General features: G+C 58.0%; 13 protein-coding genes and 1 pseudogene. 4 read left to right on the plus strand and 10 right to left on the minus strand.

What is annotated here, in order from left to right; genetic code table 11:
• Nucleotides 1-3: 3 nt before the first annotated feature.
• The 4 genes from B2A78_RS14400 (at nucleotide 4) to B2A78_RS14420 (ending at nucleotide 8,302) form a co-directional block, all read left to right on the plus strand.
• Nucleotides 4-1,269: a glycosyltransferase gene (locus B2A78_RS14400; protein ID WP_168175435.1), complete on the plus strand. Its 1,266-nt coding sequence runs from the start codon at nucleotides 4-6 to the stop codon at nucleotides 1,267-1,269.
• The gene (locus tag B2A78_RS14405) at nucleotides 1,256-2,023 is read left to right on the plus strand and encodes an alpha/beta hydrolase (RefSeq protein WP_077730701.1); all 768 of its coding nucleotides are present in this window, start codon (nucleotides 1,256-1,258) and stop codon (nucleotides 2,021-2,023) included. The genes B2A78_RS14400 and B2A78_RS14405 overlap by 14 nt, the downstream gene beginning before the upstream one ends.
• 872 nt (nucleotides 2,024-2,895) lie before the next feature.
• Nucleotides 2,896-6,216, plus strand: coding sequence for a PAS domain S-box protein (locus tag B2A78_RS14415; RefSeq protein WP_077730703.1), 3,321 nt, complete (start codon nucleotides 2,896-2,898; stop codon nucleotides 6,214-6,216).
• A gap of 664 nt (nucleotides 6,217-6,880) precedes the next feature.
• Nucleotides 6,881-8,302, plus strand: a complete 1,422-nt coding sequence (locus B2A78_RS14420; RefSeq protein ID WP_077730704.1) for a sodium:alanine symporter family protein — start codon at nucleotides 6,881-6,883, stop codon at nucleotides 8,300-8,302.
• A 318-nt stretch (nucleotides 8,303-8,620) separates the two neighbouring features.
• On the opposite strand, the gene B2A78_RS14425 is transcribed toward B2A78_RS14420, so the two are convergent.
• The 10 genes and pseudogenes from B2A78_RS14425 to B2A78_RS14470 form a co-directional block, all read right to left on the minus strand.
• Nucleotides 8,621-8,977, minus strand: coding sequence for a hypothetical protein (locus B2A78_RS14425; RefSeq protein ID WP_077730705.1), 357 nt, complete (start codon nucleotides 8,975-8,977; stop codon nucleotides 8,621-8,623).
• A gap of 274 nt (nucleotides 8,978-9,251) precedes the next feature.
• Nucleotides 9,252-9,620: pseudogene (locus B2A78_RS14430) on the minus strand (RHS repeat domain-containing protein); the annotation flags it as partial.
• A 77-nt stretch (nucleotides 9,621-9,697) separates the two neighbouring features.
• Nucleotides 9,698-10,192: a hypothetical protein gene (locus B2A78_RS14435; RefSeq protein ID WP_143735175.1), complete on the minus strand. Its 495-nt coding sequence runs from the start codon at nucleotides 10,190-10,192 to the stop codon at nucleotides 9,698-9,700.
• 76 nt (nucleotides 10,193-10,268) lie between these two features.
• Complete coding sequence (locus B2A78_RS14440; protein ID WP_077730708.1) at nucleotides 10,269-11,396, minus strand: RHS repeat-associated core domain-containing protein; 1,128 nt, start codon at nucleotides 11,394-11,396, stop codon at nucleotides 10,269-10,271.
• A 91-nt stretch (nucleotides 11,397-11,487) separates the two neighbouring features.
• Entirely contained in the window at nucleotides 11,488-12,069 is a 582-nt protein-coding gene (locus B2A78_RS14445) for a hypothetical protein (RefSeq protein ID WP_077730709.1), read from the minus strand.
• Nucleotides 12,070-12,085: 16 nt separating this feature from the next.
• A complete protein-coding gene (locus tag B2A78_RS14450) occupies nucleotides 12,086-13,066 on the minus strand; it encodes an RHS repeat-associated core domain-containing protein (protein ID WP_139841061.1) in 981 nt (326 codons plus the stop codon).
• Nucleotides 13,067-13,219: 153 nt separating this feature from the next.
• Nucleotides 13,220-13,510: a hypothetical protein gene (locus B2A78_RS14455; protein ID WP_077730711.1), complete on the minus strand. Its 291-nt coding sequence runs from the start codon at nucleotides 13,508-13,510 to the stop codon at nucleotides 13,220-13,222.
• Nucleotides 13,511-13,512: 2 nt separating this feature from the next.
• Nucleotides 13,513-14,496, minus strand: a complete 984-nt coding sequence (locus tag B2A78_RS14460) for an RHS repeat-associated core domain-containing protein (RefSeq protein WP_077730712.1) — start codon at nucleotides 14,494-14,496, stop codon at nucleotides 13,513-13,515.
• A 121-nt stretch (nucleotides 14,497-14,617) separates the two neighbouring features.
• On the minus strand, nucleotides 14,618-14,980 hold the full coding sequence (locus tag B2A78_RS14465) for a hypothetical protein (RefSeq protein WP_077730713.1): 363 nt from the start codon (nucleotides 14,978-14,980) through the stop codon (nucleotides 14,618-14,620).
• A gap of 36 nt (nucleotides 14,981-15,016) precedes the next feature.
• A partial coding sequence (locus B2A78_RS14470; RefSeq protein WP_205780786.1) for an RHS repeat-associated core domain-containing protein occupies nucleotides 15,017-18,137 on the minus strand: 3,121 nt, incomplete at its 5' end.

Genomic DNA, 18,137 nt, shown 5'->3' on the forward strand with positions numbered 1-18,137 from the left:
GCGATGCGGATTGCCTTCTTCTGCCCCCATAGCGACCCCCTGGCCGTAACCGGCGAACCGGATGCGGGCGGACAATGCATTTACGAGGCTCGCGTGGCGGAACAGCTCGCCCGCCAGGGACACGAGGTTCGGGTCTACACCCGCCGCTGGGGCGGGAAAGCGGTGCGCCAGGACATTTGCGACGGCGCCACGATCTTCCGCTATCCGATGGGGCCGGATGGCTTTCTCCGCAAGGAGGACATGGGCCCCCATCTCGCGGAATTCGTCGAGCATACGCTATTCAGGCAGACCACCTGGCTGAGGCATGCCGATGCCATCCACGGCCACTATTGGGACGGCGGCGCAAGCGCGCTCATGGCGAGTCTCGCTCTCGGCAAGCCCTTGCTGTTTACCAGCCACTCCCTGGGGCTCCTGAAACGGGACCGCGTACCCGATCCCACCCCGGACGGCTCGAAGTTCCGCTACGATGTTCGAATCCGCGCGGAAAAAAAGATCCTGGACGCGGCCGATGCCGTCATCGCGCTCAGCCGGACCGAGCGGGACGCGTTGACGGGGCGCTACGGAGCAAGCGCCGAGAAGGTCCGCATCGTTCCGGGAGGCGTGGACACGGAAGTATTCCACCTGTGCCTGGAAAAGACGAAGCTTCAACGCCAGCTCGGCTTCAGCTCCGACTACCTGCTGTTTACGGTCGGCCGGCTCGATCCCCGCAAAGGCTTTCTCGAGCTGATCGAGGCCATTCCCCAGGTCGTCAAAACCCTGCGGGAAACCGGCAAAACCGTGACTTTCCTGATTCCGATCGGCCCGGAAAAGCCCTCGCCCGACGAATCGGCCTATCGCGACGCCCTGCTCGGGCGGGCGAACGAGCTTCGGATCGCGGACGCCATCCATTGGTTTCACCGCCTGACCGATCAGGAACTGTTTCAGTATTACGCGGCGGCCGACCTGTTCCTCTGCCCTTCCCCTTATGAGCCTTTCGGGCTGGTGCTGGTCGAGGCCTTCGCTTCCGGAACCCCGGTGATCGCCACGCCACACGGCGGACCCACCGATATCGTTACACCCGGCGTGAACGGTTATCTGGCCGATCCCGCGGACCCTCCCGCATTCGCCGCCCGCATTCTCGACGCCCTCTTGGCACCCGAGAACGAACGCCGCCGCATGCGCGCCGCCGCGGCCGAAAGAGCCCGGACCCGCTACGCCTGGCCGTCGGTCGCGTCCGCCATAGCGGACGTTTATCGCTCGATTCGGGACGACGCCCATGCCTTACGTTGACAGCCAAGGCGTTCGCATCCATTACCAGGCGGAAGGCGAAGGACCGCCGCTGGTGCTGCACCACGGATTTACCAGCAGTTCCGAGGCGTGGCGCCAGTTCGGGTATGTCCGGGCACTGTGCCGCGATAACCGGTGCATTCTGCTCGACGCCCGCGGCCACGGCGCCAGCGACAAGCCGCACGACCCGGCTGCCTATGCGCTGCCGAACCGGGTGGCGGACGTCGTCGCCGTGCTCGATGCCTTAAAGATCCCGAAAGCGAACTTCCTCGGCTTTTCGATGGGCGGCTGGATTGGCTTCGGCATGGCGAAATACGCGCCCGAACGCGTCGACGCCCTGCTCGTCGTCGGAGCGCATCCCTATGCCGACCAAAGCTGGGACGCCTTCCGGCACATCGACGGCGCGGACCCCGGAGCTTTCCTCACCGCTCTCGAGTCCGTCCTGGAACAGCGCATCCCGCCGGAACTGAGGCCACTTGTGCTGGCCAACGACCTGCGGGCGCTCGCGGCCGCTGCGCAAGAGCGGCCGGCACTGGAAGACGTCCTCCCGACCATGGCCATGCCGTGCCTGCTCCTCGTCGGGGAGGAAGATGCGAGATATCCGGCCGTCCGGGAATGCGCCAAACACATCGCTCACGCCGCCTTCGTCCCGTTGCCCGGTCTCAAGCATACCGAAAGCTTCGTCCGCAGCGATCTCGTTCTTCCGCATATCAAACGGTTTTTGGAAACTGAACGCGGCTTACCGACTCAAGAGTAACGCCACAAAAAACCTGAACTGCGACGGCAGGCCTCGAATCTGCCACGTGTGGCGGATGTAACCGTGACGCGAACTCCCCGCCCCATGCTCGTCCGTTCAATTACCGTAAAGCCATCGGCTCTTTTTTTGCGTCCTGCCTAATGCGAAAATGAGCGCCCGTTCAGATGAATATCGCTATAGGGCACCTCGAAAAACTTCGAGGTGCTCGTACGGGGCAGGGATGCCCCGTCGTTTTCAGCCGCGTAAGCAGTTGAAAACGTAAGCCAAGCCCAAACCGCGTTTGGGCTTGGCGAAGAGAAAAACCGCCGGGAAGGCGGTTTTTCGAGGTCCTCTATAGGGTTGATGAAGGTGATTACGACTTCGATGGGCGCGTCCAATGAGCCGAGGGAACGCCTCAAAATCCAAGATGTTTCAAGATGTGGGCTATAGGCTATAGTTCGGTCGCCGTCCGCAAGACATCCGAAACGGGTCTATGTGCGCGCACCCATTACGCCTCTGAAATAAAGCCGAACTGGATGGCCCCGCTCCAGATCCTCCACTTCTTCCTGTTCGCCCTCGGGCACTTTTGAAAAGCCATCCGGCGGGTGCGCCGCAACTTAGTGCCAAGTAGCTCCCGTGATGTTCAACTTTAATGCTTCCCTACCGCCCCGTGTCCCGGGCCGCGTTATCCCCGGCCTGGCCCCAATGCAGCCGGACATTGCACCGGCTTTCCCGCTCGCTGGCGGAACGCCGTACGTGATGCACCGAGGTTTCGGCGCACGGCGACCGCGTCCGGCCGGGGCGGACATGCTCGCGGTGCGGCCGGTCGCGCAGCTGTCCACCCGGCGTTGCCAGCCGCAACCCTATCCGCTGAAACGGCAGGAGGGAAAAGCATGAGCACGGCTGAGCGCGATATACCGGCATCGCGCCCCGACTTCCAGGTCCTTTTCCAGTCCGTCCCGGCCTGTATTTTGGTGCTGGCACCCGACAGCCCGTATTTCACCATCCTGGCGGCCAGCGACGCCTATCTGCGGGCAACCAAGAAGCGGCGCGAGGAGATCGTGGGACGGCCGGTCTTCGAAGTCTTCCCCGACAATCCCGACAGTCCCTTCGGGCCGGAAGCGAACAGCCGGGCCTCGTTTGAACGGGTGCTGCGGCACCGCCTCCCCGACGCCCAGGCCATGCGGCAGCACGATATCCGCAGGCCCGAACAGGGCGGCGGGTTCGAGGGCCGTTTCTCGAAATCCTCGAACACGCCGGTGCTCGATGAAAATGGCGATGTTCTCTATATCATTCACCACGTCGAAGATGTAGCCGAGCCAGTCCGGGCGGAACAAGAACCTCGAGCCGAGACGTCGCCCGTCGACGCCGGGGGAAGGGAAACCGGGGCCGAGGCCCGCTCGGATGCGGCGCGCATCCGGCGTGAGGCCGACGCCGCCCGCGAGCGCGAGGAGTGTTATTCCGCCATCTTCGACAAGACCCCCTTCGGCATGGCGCTGACGAAGATGCCCGAACGGACCCTCGTAGCCGTCAACGACGCGTTTCTGAAGCTCTTCGAGTGCAACCGGGAAGACGTGCTGGGAAAAAACACCGGAAACCTGGGCATCCCGGACCCATGCTTACGGAGCCGGATAGCCGCCGAACTCCGGCAGCGCGCGGCAGTGCGCGACCTGGAAATCACGCACAAGTCCAGATCCGGAGCGAGGCTCGTTCTGTCGCTCAACGTTGATTGGGTCGGCATCGGCGGCCAAACGCTTCTCCTCAGCACGATCCAGGACATCACTGAACGCAAGCAGGTCGAGGAGTCGTTGCGGCGGGAGCAAAGCCTGCTGGATAGTGTCCTGCGGGCCACCGATGTGATGCTGGTCTTTCTCGATCGGCAGTTCAACTTCGTCTGGGTCAATCCGGCCTATGCCGAAACCTGCCGGATGAGACCGGAGGACATGGTGGGCAACAACCATTTCGCCTTGTATCCCAACGCGGAAAACGAGGCGATCTTCCGAAAAGTCCGGGATTCCGGCGATGCGGTGTTTTACAAGGACAGGCCCTTCGTTTTCCCCGATCAGCCCGAACGCGGCACCACCTATTGGGACTGGAGCCTGACGCCCGTCAAGGGTAACGACGGAGCGACTGCGGGCCTCGTCTTTTCGCTGCGCGAGACGACGAAATTCAAGCGGGCTCAGGAAGCATTTTGCCAGAACGAAGAGCGTTTCCGCGCTCTGGTGATGGCCAGTTCCCAGACGATCTATCGCATGAGCTCGGATTGGACCGAGATGTATCAGCTTTACGGCCGGGATTTCCTCGCCGACACGGAAGAGCCGAGCCGCACCTGGCTTCAGAAGTACATTCCCTCGGACGATCAACCGCAGGTCGTCGCCGCCATCGGTGAAGCCATCCGGACCAAGAGCATTTTTGAGCTCGAGCATCGCGTCCGACGAGCGGACGGCAGCTTGGGATGGACGTTTTCGCGTGCAGTTCCGCTGATGAGTGCGGATGGCGATATCGTCGAATGGTTCGGTGCCGCCAGCAATATCACCGAGCGCAAACAAGCCGAGGAAGCATTGCGCGAGAACCGGGCCCAGCTCGAGGCGGAATTGCAGGACACTCGGCTCCTGCAGAGCATCAGCGCAGCGCTTCTTCACGAGGACGACATCCAGGCCCTCTACGAAAAAATCATCGATGCGGCGGCGCACATCATGCACTCGGAATACGCGAGCATGCAGATGCTCTACCCCGAGCGCGGCCGCGGCGGCGAGCTTCGGCTGCTGGCGTTCCGCGGGTTCAATCCGCAAGCGGCAAAGTTCTGGGAGTGGGTAAGCGCTGACTCCTCGGATTCGACATGCGGCGCGGCCTTGCGCACGGGCCGGCGCGTCATCGCGCCGGATCTGGAGGGCTGCGATTTCATGCAGGGCACCGAGGATCTCACGATATATCTGCAAACCGGAATTCATGCCTGCCAGACGACGCCCCTGTTCTCGCGGAGCGGCAAGCTGGTGGGCATGATTTCCACGCACTGGCGCCGCCCGCACCAGCCGTCCGAGCGGGATTTGCGCCTGTTGGATATTCTCGCCCGGCAAGCCGCCGATCTCATCGATCGCAAGCGGGCCGAGGAAGCGTTGCGCGAGAGCGAAGAGAAATACCGCACTCTGTTCGAGTGCATGGACGAGGGCTTCTGCACCATCGAAGTGTTGTTCGACGAAAGCGAGAGACCCGTGGATTACCGGTTCCTCATCGTCAATCCGGCTTTCGAGCGGCAGACCGGAATTCGGGACGCGGTCGGCCGGCGAATACGGGAAATCGCCCCTTTGCTGGAGGAACACTGGTTCGAGATTTTCGGAAAGATCGCGCTGACGGGCCAACCGATGCGCTTCGAAAGTTCCGCCGCGCAACTTCATCGCCATTACGACGTGTACGCGTTTCGGATTGGCGCGCCATCCGAAAGAAAAGTGGCGGTTCTTTTCAACGACATCACTCGGCGCAAACTGATTGAGGAGACCCTGCGCAAGGCCGACCGCCGCAAGGACGAGTTTCTGGCGATGCTGGCTCACGAGCTCAGAAACCCGCTGGCGCCGCTCCGCACCGGTCTGCACGTGCTGCGGAAGTCCGACGGCACGGGCCCTGCGACGGAACGCACCCAGACGCTGCTCACGATGATGGAACGGCAGGTGAATCATCTGGTCCGGCTGGTGGACGATCTCTTGGAGGTATCGCGCATCACTCAAGGCAAGATCGCCCTGAAAATGGAGCGGGTCGATCTGGCGACCATCATCGGCCATGCCGTCGAGACCAGTCAGGCACTCATCGAGGCCGGCAACCACACGCTTGAAGTTTCGCTCCCGCCGGAACCCGTGTGCCTCGACGCCGATCCGGTGCGGCTCACTCAGGTGTTGTCGAATCTCCTTAACAATGCCGCCAAGTACATGGCAGCGGGCGGACACGTTTGGCTCCTGGCGGAGCGGCAAGGGCCGGATGCCGTGGTGAGCATCCGCGACGAAGGCATCGGCATCTCGGCCGAAATGCTGCCTCATGTCTTCGATCTGTTCACCCAGGCGGACCGTTCCATCGACCGGTCGCAAGGCGGGCTCGGCCTCGGGCTGTCCCTAGTGCGCCACCTGGTCGAGTTGCACGGCGGTTCGGTCGAAGCGAGGAGCGAAGGCCCCGGCCTAGGCAGCGAGTTCGTCGTCCGCCTGCCGCTGGCCTGGACCCGACGCTGATCGCCCCTAACGGCGATGGTCAGAACGAAGACCGCCGCCGTGCTCGCATCGCTTTCAATAAGGATTTTTTTAGGGTGGGTTTAGGCCGCGAGGCCGTAACCCACCGAGCGGCCTCGAACCGGTGGGTTACGCGGAGCCTGTCCTGAGCCTGTCGAAGGGCCTGTCCCGAGCGAAGCCGAGGGGCTAACTCACCCTGCGATTAGAGCAGTTTCCATTCGTACGTGATGATTGATTGCAAATGGCCTTAGAGCATTTTCATACCTACTGTACGGGCACTCGCGAGTAGGTCGGGAATCCCTTCCCGACGGTGCAGTTGGGTCAACGGGTTCGTCGGCAAAGGATTGCCGACCTACATATCCGAATCCCTTACACCGATTCGGAAAACGCTCTAAGTACATTCAGGGAAGTCTTGCGGCATAGGCAACCTGCCGGACAACCCCGCCAATCAAGCCAATCTGTCGAGATTCCGCAAATATTTGCGGAATGTACTTAGTGTGGGAGCGGGCTTTAGCCCGCGATAATCGCTTCATCGCGGGCTAAAGCCCGCTCCCACAAGCCGTAAACCAATCCGACAGCCGCTCTAATGTTCACTTGAGTGTCGGATGGAATAAGCCTTGAAACGGCATTCCTCCGTATACTGTCCGAAACCCTTCAAGGAAAATCCATGCGCGAAATCGAAACGCTGATTGCCACATTATCGGGCTGGGTATGGGGACCACCCATGCTCGCCCTGTTGGTGGGAACCGGGCTGTACCTGACGATATTGCTGCGCGGCGTGCAGTTCCGCGCCCTGCCCCGAGCCTTTAGCCTTATCTTCGCGAAGGATCACGGCCACGCCGGCGATATCAGCCATTTCGCCGCGCTGATGACGGCGCTTGCGGCCACGGTAGGCATAGGCAACATCGTCGGTGTTGCCACGGCCATCACCCTCGGCGGTCCCGGCGCGGTGTTCTGGATGTGGCTGACGGGTCTGGTGGGCATGGCCACCAAGTATTCCGAGGCGGTGCTGGCGGTCAAGTACCGCGAAAAGGGAGAGTACGGCATGCGCGGCGGGCCGATGTACTATCTGGCCAAGGGTGCCGGCTTGCCTTGGCTGGGCAGACTGTTCGCGGTCTTTACCGCGCTGGCCACCTTCGGTATCGGCAACATGACGCAGGCCAATTCCACCGCCAGGATACTCGAAAGCACCTTTCACATTACTCCACTCACAACGGGCCTGGTGCTGATGGTACTGACGGCACTGGTGATCCTGGGCGGCGTCCGCTCCATCGGCCGGTTCACCTCGCTGCTGGTTCCGTTCATGATCGTCGGCTACATCGGCGCCGCGCTGGTGGTGCTGGTCCTCAATGCCGCCGAAATTCCGCATGCGCTGTACCTGATCTTTTACCACGCCTTCAATCCGATCGCGGCCGGTGGTGGCTTCGCGGGTGCCACCCTCGCCACCGCCATGCGTTACGGCATCGCACGCGGCGTGTTCTCCAACGAATCCGGACTCGGTTCGGCGCCCATCGCGGCAGCGGCCGCGCGCACCGACGGTCCGGTCAAGCAGGCGCTGGTGAGCATGACGCAAACCTTCATCGACACCCTGGTGGTGTGCACCATGACCGCCCTGGTGATCCTCACCGCGAACCCATGGATGCAAGACGTCAGTGCCGGAGAACTGACCAGCGCCAGCATGGCGGAAACGTTGGGCAGTACCGGGACCTTCATCGTCGCGCTCGCCACGGCGCTTTTCGCCTACTCCACCCTGATAGGCTGGAATTACTACGGCGAAAAAGCGGTGGAATACCTGTTCGGGCCGCGCTCCATCCGCATCTACCGCATCTTCTTCGTTGCCGCCGTAATCGTTGGCGCCACCACCAGCCTGGAATTCGTCTGGAACTTCTCCGACCTGATGAACGGCATGATGGCCATTCCCAACCTGATCGGCCTCCTATTGCTGTCGAAAGTCATCAAGGCAGAAACCAACCGCTATTTCAAACAGGAAAGCCGGCCTGAGAGTAGCGCGGCGCCTGAAACAGCCGCCAGGTCTTCGCCTAAGGCGCGACGGTCTGCTCGGGCAACATCGGGAGATCCCCGCACCTGACCGAACGGCGGCTCGCAAGTTTCGCCCAAAGCGGTCAACGAGCAAGAACGGCCGATCAGACCTGAATGTGGCCTCGCCGCCACCGGTATTTGCCGGTCCGCAGGAATTGGCCGAGTGCCGGCAGATTACGATGAGATTGATCAATGCGCGGCGTTCGACCTTATGCAAACCTTTGCCTTTGCATAATCGTCCAAATGCGTGGGAGAAGACCTGATGTTGATCGCGTCATTAACCTTAATAGGTATTGTCGTTACCCGTGTTGCAAAATCGGTAACGCGTCTTTCGATCCATCGTTCAAGAAAGGCCTCGGACGGCCATCTACAGAGTCTTGCGCCTTCGCCGATATCGAGACGCCGCAAAGCCAATCAGCGCTAGGCCCGATGCGATACCGAACAGGCTTACGATTCGTGTCGTCAAGCGCTCTACGCCGGAGTCGGCGCCGACATTGAGCGGGATTCTCAGTATGTCTTGTTCCGGAACGGCATCTGTTCCACCCTTGATCAGGTAGATCGCGTAATACCCATTCGTATCAAGGTCAAAATGCGATTCGATGACACCTTTGGAATAAGTTTTGGCGAGAACCTCCGATATGGTGCGCAGATCCTTGAAGTTTTCAGCATCGCTTTCATCGCCGCCCGTAAACTCCTGTTCGACGATCCGGATGCCGATAGGCATGCTCCTCGGTTCGTTACCGACCAGATCCGCTGTAAAAAACACCTTGCCGGGTGTTGGTATATCTTGGCAGTACGAGCGGAATAACTCTTTCGTTAATCTTGCATCCTGGTTTTCGTCGGACGGCTGGAGATGCACGCTGAAATAGACAGACGCTCGGCCGGGGCGTGGCGTCGAGAAAGGACTCCCGACCTACAGGGTGCTACAGTCGTAGGTCGGCAATCCTTTGCCGACGAACCCGTTGGCCCAACTGTACCGTCGGAAAAGGATTTCCGACCTACTCGCAAGTACCCGTACAGTAGGTATGAAAATGCTCGAGCGGGGAGCTCCCCAGGTGGTCGGAAATGATGTGATAGGCGTGGCCGCCCCGGATGAGGTACGCCGGTACGTTGCCCTTATCGGCATAGACGAAGGCGCTGACGATCTGGTTCTCACCGTCCAGTTCGGCGATCGGGCGGAGCCTGTCCTGGTAGAGGAAGCCTTGGACCGGAGTCCCGTTCACCTGCTTGCCGATGCGCCGGTGTTGGCCGTCGATCCGGTAGTCGATCACCGTGCCGGCTGGCAGGGTGACGTGCCTTAAGTTGCCGAACAGGTCATAGGTGAAGCCAGTGACCAGCCCGCCCACCGTTTTCGATGTCAAGTCGCCGTTGGCAGTGTAGGTATAAGTTCGCGATCGATGCCTATGCGGAGTTTAATCGAAGGGCACTTCGTGGCTCACCGCATTCAATGCAGATTCTTCTGACCAGTGATTTTAAACTCCGGCAAATCTTCTAAACATTCCGTAACGATAAATACCGAAAGATCCGGAATGTTAATTGTATATTGCTTCTCAGAATTCCTATTATTTTTTTTAAGAATAGCATCAAATCCGAACACCTGAACACGAGCATAAGGGTTATGGCTTGGCTCCTTTTCAAGCATAACCATTACATCGTTAGCTTTTCTGACCATTGAAGGACCAAGCTCAGAAAATATTACTTTCTTATTAGGTTCGCTGACCTTCTCGAAAACATAAATAACTTCATCAACCGCTTCGTCAGCATTAATAGCAGGAAAAATACCGTAAATAAATCCGCGTTTCGAGCTCTTTTCCTTTGAATATGAGACTACCCAGTTTTTTGGACGATTAACAATAGCACTTCCAACGAAAATCGTGTCATATATCCTCAAATATTTCTGGACAAATAAAGCACTCCTGTCGATGTCAAACGATGCCAACGAAATTATGCACACTGCGACAAGAAGAACGAAACTCCGCCGAATTTTCATAGAGCAAGAAATTTGGTTGCGATCTTTAAGGGTCTTTGAATGTTGGGACGGGGTCAGCAAGAGCTCCTCCAGCATATGTCCCAGGAACCTGTGCGCCTTTCAGCGCAGCGTCTGCTGCTGATTTCGTCAGGTCCTTAATCGCATCAGAGGTTGCATTTGGGCAATAATTCTTCGGGATTGGTTTGCCCGCTAGAATGTTGCTCATCACTTCATCGTCGTCACGTTTAGCCTTCTTCACGCGTTCCGCGTCTCGCATACCTTCTGAGTACGCGTCGATAAAATCATAAATTGCTTTTCCAGCAGCAATAACAACGACAGCGGCCGCTATTTGCTGAAAAAGTTGCCCATCCGAGTCGATCCAATTCACCGGGTCATTCAAGACATATCCGTATAAGTTAGTGTCCCCGCCGGCAAACCTTATCGGATCCTTCGTCGTCCAGCGCCCCGTCTCCGGATCATAATCCCGCGCGCCGAAACGGACCAGGCCGGTGTCGCGATCGTAGAGGCCGCCGGCATAGCCGAAGGGCTGGAAGCCGGGGTTCGTGTCGAGGATGACCTGGCCCCAAGGGTCGTAGTCCAGCCGCTGCATCACGGTGCCGTCGGCCGTGTTAACGACGAGCCGGGGGCTACCGAGGTGATCCGTGAGGATCCGGTAGGTGTTACCGCCCCGGATCAGGTAGGCCGGCACGTTGGCCTTATCGGCATAGACAAAGCGGCTGACGATCTGGTTCTGGCCATGCAGTTCCGCGATCGGGCGGAGCCTGTCCTGGTAGAGGAAGCCTTGGACCGGAGTCCCGTTCACCTGCTTGCCGATGCGCCGGTGTTGGCCGTCGATCCGGTAGTCGATCACCGTGCCGCCCGGCTGGGTCACCTGCCTTAAGTTACCGAAACCGTCATAGCGGAAGCCGGTGACTTGCCCGCCCACCGTTTTCGATGTCAAGTCGCCGTGGGCGGTGTAGGCGTAGGCGGCTCCGTTGTAGCTCGTGAGCCGGTCCTGGGCGTCGTAGGTGGCGACTTCGACACCGTTGACGGTGGTCCGGTTGCCGTTGGCGTCATAGCCGTAGGTGGCCTGGACGGCTCCGTTCTGCCTGACTTCAGCTCGTGTAGATACCGTATTAGCGTCAGCGTAATGCGCCGAATGGACCGCTCTCATACGGCGGAAGGGTTATCCGGGCGCTCCCCGGACAACCGTTTGCGATTGGGATACGCGAGTACGCTATTTCGCCCTACGCGGGCTAACCCTTTTACGGGTTGATTACGCTCGTTGCAATAGCTTTTATAGTCTGCTGTTGTTGTGTTTTGAACTCATCAAAATTGTCTTGACTTCCGTGATACTCAACTAAAATCTTGCTTGCTTGCACTTTGCAAAATACGTGGAACTGCCGATTATCCAAAGTCTCTGAAGTACCTTCGAACTGAATGCATGTTACAGGCACGCCATTCTCAATATAGGAGTATTTCTTATAGTTCTCGCAGTTTATTCTTGCACACAACTTACTTAATGCTTCTGATAATCGGTCAATATCAAATTTTGCATCTCCAATCATAATATAGCTTTCATTAGGGAAGGTTGTTTTAGATGTGTCAAATTTACCGATTAATATAGGCTGATCATTCGAAATTGAAAATAAAGATGAATCAGTATTTGGGAAAACAAAATAATCATCATCGACAAATAGCTTTATGTTACGCCAACAAATCTCTTTTCCTATCCACATTTTCCAACCATATCTTAAGATATGGTTGGAAAAGTAGTTAACTAGAAACGCGACCCCAATTACGATCAAAACCTTAGCGATAGAATTCGAGTTAATTGTCATGCTCATTAATTAATTGCTTAGATTAAGGGCAGCGCTTTGAGGCTATCTTTGGCAATTTGTTACCGAAATTGAATTCAAGCTTCTTGCTAGCAACACCGAATTCTGATGCATCTTTTGCTAGCTGCTTTGTGGCATCTTGGTATTTATCGTCTGCTTTTTCAGCATTGTTTGGCTCCCCTTTTAATAACTTATCTAGCTCTTGATGTCTTTGTTTCCCTGCGTCATTTGCTTTCTTTGCTGCATTTTGTGCGGTCATAAGATTATCTATGACGTTATAAATTGCATAGCCAGTAGCAATAATACCAATGGCTGCCGCTGGGGATAATGTGCCTTCGGCATCAATAGAATTTATCGGATCATTCAATACATATCCGTATAGGTTGGTGTCCCCACCGGCAAACCGAATCGGATCCTTCGCCGTCCAGCGCCCCGTCTCCGGATCATAATCCCTTGCGCCGAAGCGGACCAGGCCGGTGTCGCGGTCGTAGAGGCCGCCGGCAAAGCCGAAGGGCTGGAAGCCCGGGTTCGTATCGAGGATGATCTGGCCCCAGGCGTCGTAGTCGAGCCGCTGCATCACGGTGCCGTCTGCGGTGTGGACGACCAGTCGGGGGCTGCCGAGGTGATCGGAAATAATCCGGTAGGTGTGGCCGTCCCGGATCAAATACGCCGGCACGTGGCTCTTATCGGCATAGACGAAACGGCTGACGATCTGGTTCTGGCCATGCAGTTCCGCGATCGGGCGGAGCCCGTCCTGGTAAAGGAAGCCTTGGACCCGAGTGCCGTTCACCTGCTTGCCGATGCGCCGGTTGCGCCCGTCGATCCGGTAGTCGATCACCGTACCGTCCGGCAGGGTCACCTGCCGTAAGTTCCCGAACACGTCATAGCTGAAGCCGGTGACCTGCCCGCCCACCGTTTTCGATTTCAAGTCGCCGTTGGCGGTGTAGGCATAGCCCGCGTAGGATGTGCCGACGAAGGAGGCGCATCGATCGTGAACTCGAACGATGCGGTTCCTGCGTCACCGCATCCTACGCGGGCTTCATGGCGCTTGACCCGTATAACAGTATCTACGCCGGCTTATCGGCATAGACGAAGCGGCTGACAACTTGGTTCTGGCCGTTGAGTTCCGCGACCGATGCGCTTCGTGCCTCAGCGCAACCTATGCGGGCTGTTCCAGTAGTTGACGCAACTTGAAAAGAGCTTCATTTACAACCTTTTCGCTAATGGAGTCCAGAACACCATTATTTTTTTCAAGCGCATATGACCATGCCGACTCCAAATCTGAGATACAACTTGTAAATTGATGCTCCCAATCTGACTCCACTTTCGATAGTGCATCTCTCAAAAAAATAAGATCACCTATCAAAGCGCTCAAGCCAATTGTCCCTTTGGTATAGGAGTCAATCTGCTTATGCATTAATGCTAATTGCCGGATATCGTGTTCATTCACAGCTATCGCTTCCCTGGAATTACGGTAACAACGTCATTACCCTCAACTATTACGGTGATGTTATTGTCTGAGTTGTAAATTCTCGTTCGATCGGGAATAGGATCTGGCGAACGTTGGCCATTCTTAATTGTGTCTTCAATAACTGATGGTGTTAAACCACGATTCTGCATCTGATCTAGTGCATGTCCGCAATACCGGCGACCATTGACAACTGCATCCGGATTACGAGTTTGTTGATATGGAGCATTTTGTAACGGAAATCCATTTCTACCGCTTGGCGCACTTGCAGGGGGCGCAAATTTAGCTCCCCCTAAACCGGCGCCAAAACCACTGCCGCCACCACCGCCACCCCCACCTCCCGGACCGAATGGGCCAAAAGGGCTGGCAGGATCGGTGTTAACAAGCCCTAAAGGATCAACCCAATTGATCGGATCATTCAGAACATAGGCATAGAGATTACTATCGCCGCCGCGGAACCGTATCGGATCCTTCGCCGTCCAGCGCCCCGTCTCCGGATCATAATCCCGCGCACCGAAGCGGACCAGGCCGGTGTCGCGGTCGTAGAGGCCGCCGGCAAAGCCGAAGGGCTGGAAGCCCGGGTTCGTATCGAGGATGATCTGGCCCCAGGCGTCGTAGTCGAGCCGCTGCATCACGGTGCCGTCTGCGGTGTGGACGACCAGTCGGGGGCTGCCGAGGTGATCGGAAATAATCCGGTAGGTGTGGCCGTCCCGGATCAAATACGCCGGCACGTGGCTCTTATCGGCATAGACGAAGCGGCTGACGATCTGGTTCTCACCGTCCAGCTCCGCGATCGGGCAGAGCCCGTCCTGGTAGAGGAAGCCTTGGACCGGAGTCCCGTTCACCTGCTTGCCTATGCGCCGGTGTTGGCCGTCGATCCGGTAGTCGATCACCGTGCCGTCCGGCAGGGTGACGTGTCTTAAGTAGCCGAACGCATCATAGCTGAAGGCGGTGACCTGGCCACCCACCGTTTTCGTTTACAGGTCGCTGTTGGCGTCATGACCGTAAGTTCGCGATCGATGCGGTTCGTGCCTCGGCGCATCCTATGCGAGCTGGCTCGCCAAATTGCACAGATCATTCCTCCCGAGCTCATATACATTGGCTCAGTTCGTGTAAAACTTCAGAGGCAGAGTGGGTAATGACACTCCACTCTTGGCTATCAAGTAAAACTTTTATATCAATATTTTCTATTGCCTCATAATCGAAACTATTTAGAAGATTTCTTAATCTATTGAGGCTTACTTTTTGTTGGCTTGTTAATCCAAATTGATCCGCATAGTTATCAATTAGGTTATCAAGATCGTAGTCATCAAAAATCTGGCAATAGATTTCATCTAACGAGGGAAAACAGATATTCTCATGAAGGACCCATGCTCTATACTGCTTTTCTGCATTTGCGATGTTACCAATGACTGATAAGATCCCTGAAATCCATTTTTCTCTGTCCATCATGGCAAAAACCCTCTTACGACCATTCTTCTCTTTGAATCATGGGAATGGGAATTTAAACTCGTTTATAGGAATGTGAGCTTCCGGGGAATTCGTATTAACGGGATTCCCATTAATATCGTAAGCTGTACCATCTTTCGTGTATTTGAAATATGGCTTCTGTTGAGCCGGATTTGGACTATTAGGATTTCCTGGCATAAATCGGAACCGCTCGTGAGGGTTGTTTGGATTAATGCATTGGAGTCCACCTCCCTTTTTGGTTGGCTTCAATATCCAATCAGGTGGCAGTCCAGCAGGGGGCTGAACCGGAAGCTCACCGTTTCCTAATTCATTGACGTGAAATAGTAAATCTAGCACTAGACTGCCCGGAGAGATCGGCAATTTTTCGCCTGCCAGCCCAAGAGCATCAATCCAATTTATCGGGTCATCCAGAACATAGGCATACAGATTCGCATCGCCTCCTTCGAACCGAATCGGATCCTTGGCCGTCCAGCGTCCTGTTTCCGGATCGTAATCCCTTGCGCCGAAGCGGACCAGGCCGGTGTCGCGGTCGTAGAGGCCGCCGGAAAAGCCGAACGGCTGGAAGCCGGGATTCGTGTCGAGGATGACTTGGCCCCAGGCGTCGTAGTCCAGCCGCTGGACGACGGTGCCGTCGACCGTGTTGACGACGAGCCTGGGACTCCCAAGGTGATCCGAGATGATCCGGTAGGTGCTGCCGCCCCGGATCAGGTAGGCCGGCACGTTGGCCTTATCGGCATAGACAAAGCGGCTGACGATCTGGTTCTGGCCATGCAGTTCCGCGATCGGGCGGAGCCCGTCCTGGTAGAGGAAACCTTGGACCAGGGTGCCGTTCACCGTTTTACCGATCCGTCGGTTGCGTCCGTCGATCAGGTAGTCGATCACCGTACCGCCCGGCAGGGTCACCTGCCGTAAGTTGCCGAACACATCATAGCTGAAGCCGGTGACCTGCCCGCCCACCGTTTTCGTTTTCAAGTCGCCGTTGGCGGTGTAGGCAAAGGCGGTCCCGTTGTAGATCGTGAGCCGGTCCTGGGTGTCGTAGCTGGCGACTTCGAGGCCATTGACGTGAGTCCGATTGCCGTTGGCGTCGTAACCGTAGGTGGCCTGGACGGTCCCGTTATGCTTAACTTCGGTGAGGCGACCCGCGAGGTCGTAAGTGTAGACGGTGGTGTCGATCTGGCCGTTGACGGTCTCGGTCTTTTGAGTGATCCGGCCGAGGGCATCTCGGGTGTAGCCAGTCGAAAAGACGGGGCTGCTGTCGACATTGGCCGTGTAGCCTTGCACCTCGCCGAAACCGCTGTAGGTGAGGCTGTCGGTCACCGTCCCGAGCGCCGTACCGGTCAAGAGACCGTTTTGGGCATGGCGAGTCAGGGTCAGGGCACCGGCGGAGGTCAGTAGACTATCGGCATCGTAGCCAAAACTGATCGGCGAGCCGTTAACCGAAACCGTCTTCACGCGGAAGTCGGTGTCGTAGGCGTAGCCGACCGTGCCGGCGATGGACCCGGTCCAGGCGGTTTGGGTGAGGAGCGCGCCGTCGTAGGCGTAGTTGAGCCCGAGGCTTCCCGGCGCGGTCAGGTTTTGGAGGCGCCCGGCCGCGTCGTAGGCGTAGGCGTACGTGGTCTCGCCCTGGGGCGCCGTCACCGTCTGGAGCCGTCCTCCCGCATCGTAGGCGAAGGTCACGGTCTCGCCGCCCGGCCGGGTGATCCGGGTGAGTTGCTTGTCCAGATTGTACTGGTAGCGGGTGGCCGGGTCCGTCGCCTCGACCGTGGGCGGGGTGTAGTGCTCGGTCAGGTCGAGGGGCGTGTAGTCGAAGAGGTGCGCGGGCTGGCCCGGCGGCAGGAGCGAGGTGAGATTGCCGTTGGCATCGTAGCCGAACTGCACGGACCGGCCGTCGGGCAGGGTTTTGAGGATCACTCGGCCGGCGAGGTCGTACTCGTAGCTCACCGTCCGACCGAGCGGATCGGTGACGGTGTGGAGCCAGCCTTGGCTCGGACCGTCGGCATAGTAGTCGTAATGTACCGTACGCGCATCCGAGCCTTGGCCCAGGATCACCTCCTGCAGGCGTCCGCGCACATCATAAGCGAACTGCTCCGGCTCCAGTCCCGGGATTTGGCGGCTCACCGGTCGGCCCCGATCGTTCACGACCGTGGTGAGGGTCCGTCCCACGGGAGAGGTGGCCGTGAAGATCCGGCTGAGGACGTCGAAGACCGTTCGGGAGGTTCGGCCGTTGACCGTTTGAGTCTCGCTGAACGTGGTGAGGCTCAGAAGATTGCCGGGATCGACCAGGGTGGCGGCGCGGTTCCGGGTCACCGTGGCCGTAAGGCCGCTCGGGGTTTTCACGGTAGTCGAGGTTGCCACCGGCGCTTGCATACCAAAGCGCGGATCGGGGCCCTCCAGGACCGTGGTGACGGTGTCGTCCGGAGCGGTGCCGATTTCCTCGCCGTTGGTTTGGAACAGGCGATCGAGCACCGTGCCGTCCGGATAGGTGTTGAGCTGCCGGCGATCGCCGGTCGCGAGATACTCCACCCCAAACGTGGTGGTCCGTCCCTCCGCCGTGGTCATGGCGGTGCTGAATCCGGAACTCCCTTCGGACCGGAGCAGCATCCAGCCGCCGCCCCCGGCGTTGACATCCTGGATCAACCGTCCCCGATCATCATAGGTAAAGGTATTCGTGTTCCCCTTCGGGGCGGTAAAGCCGGTGAGAAGGCCATCCGCGGTGTAGCTCATCGCGTGAGTTTCGCCGGCGGGATTCACAACCGTCGCGAGATAGCCGTTAGCATCTTGGGTCAAAGCGGTGCGCTGGCCATCCGGGGCGACAATGGCCGTGGGGTTGCCCGCTGCGTCTCGCTCAATGGTGGTCACATTACCGTCAACGTCCGTGACCGAAATCAGGCGCCCCGCGCTATCGTAGCCGAAGCGGTACAGCACCGCGCGAGTCAAGGCGTTCTCCGTCTTCAGATGACGCCCTTTCGAATCGAAGTAATACAGTTCGTTTCCGTCGGTCGACGGTATTAGCATGTTTTCGAGTCCGGCGTCAGGGAATGGCGGCGCTAGCTGTCGGATGCGACCGTTGTCGGTGTCAGCGATATAGAGCTTGCCATTGGGGGCCATGGCTATGCCTCGCGGGCCGGAAAGGTGTGAC

This window comes from Methylocaldum sp. 14B, assembly GCF_002005105.1.
Taxonomy (GTDB): domain Bacteria; phylum Pseudomonadota; class Gammaproteobacteria; order Methylococcales; family Methylococcaceae; genus Methylocaldum.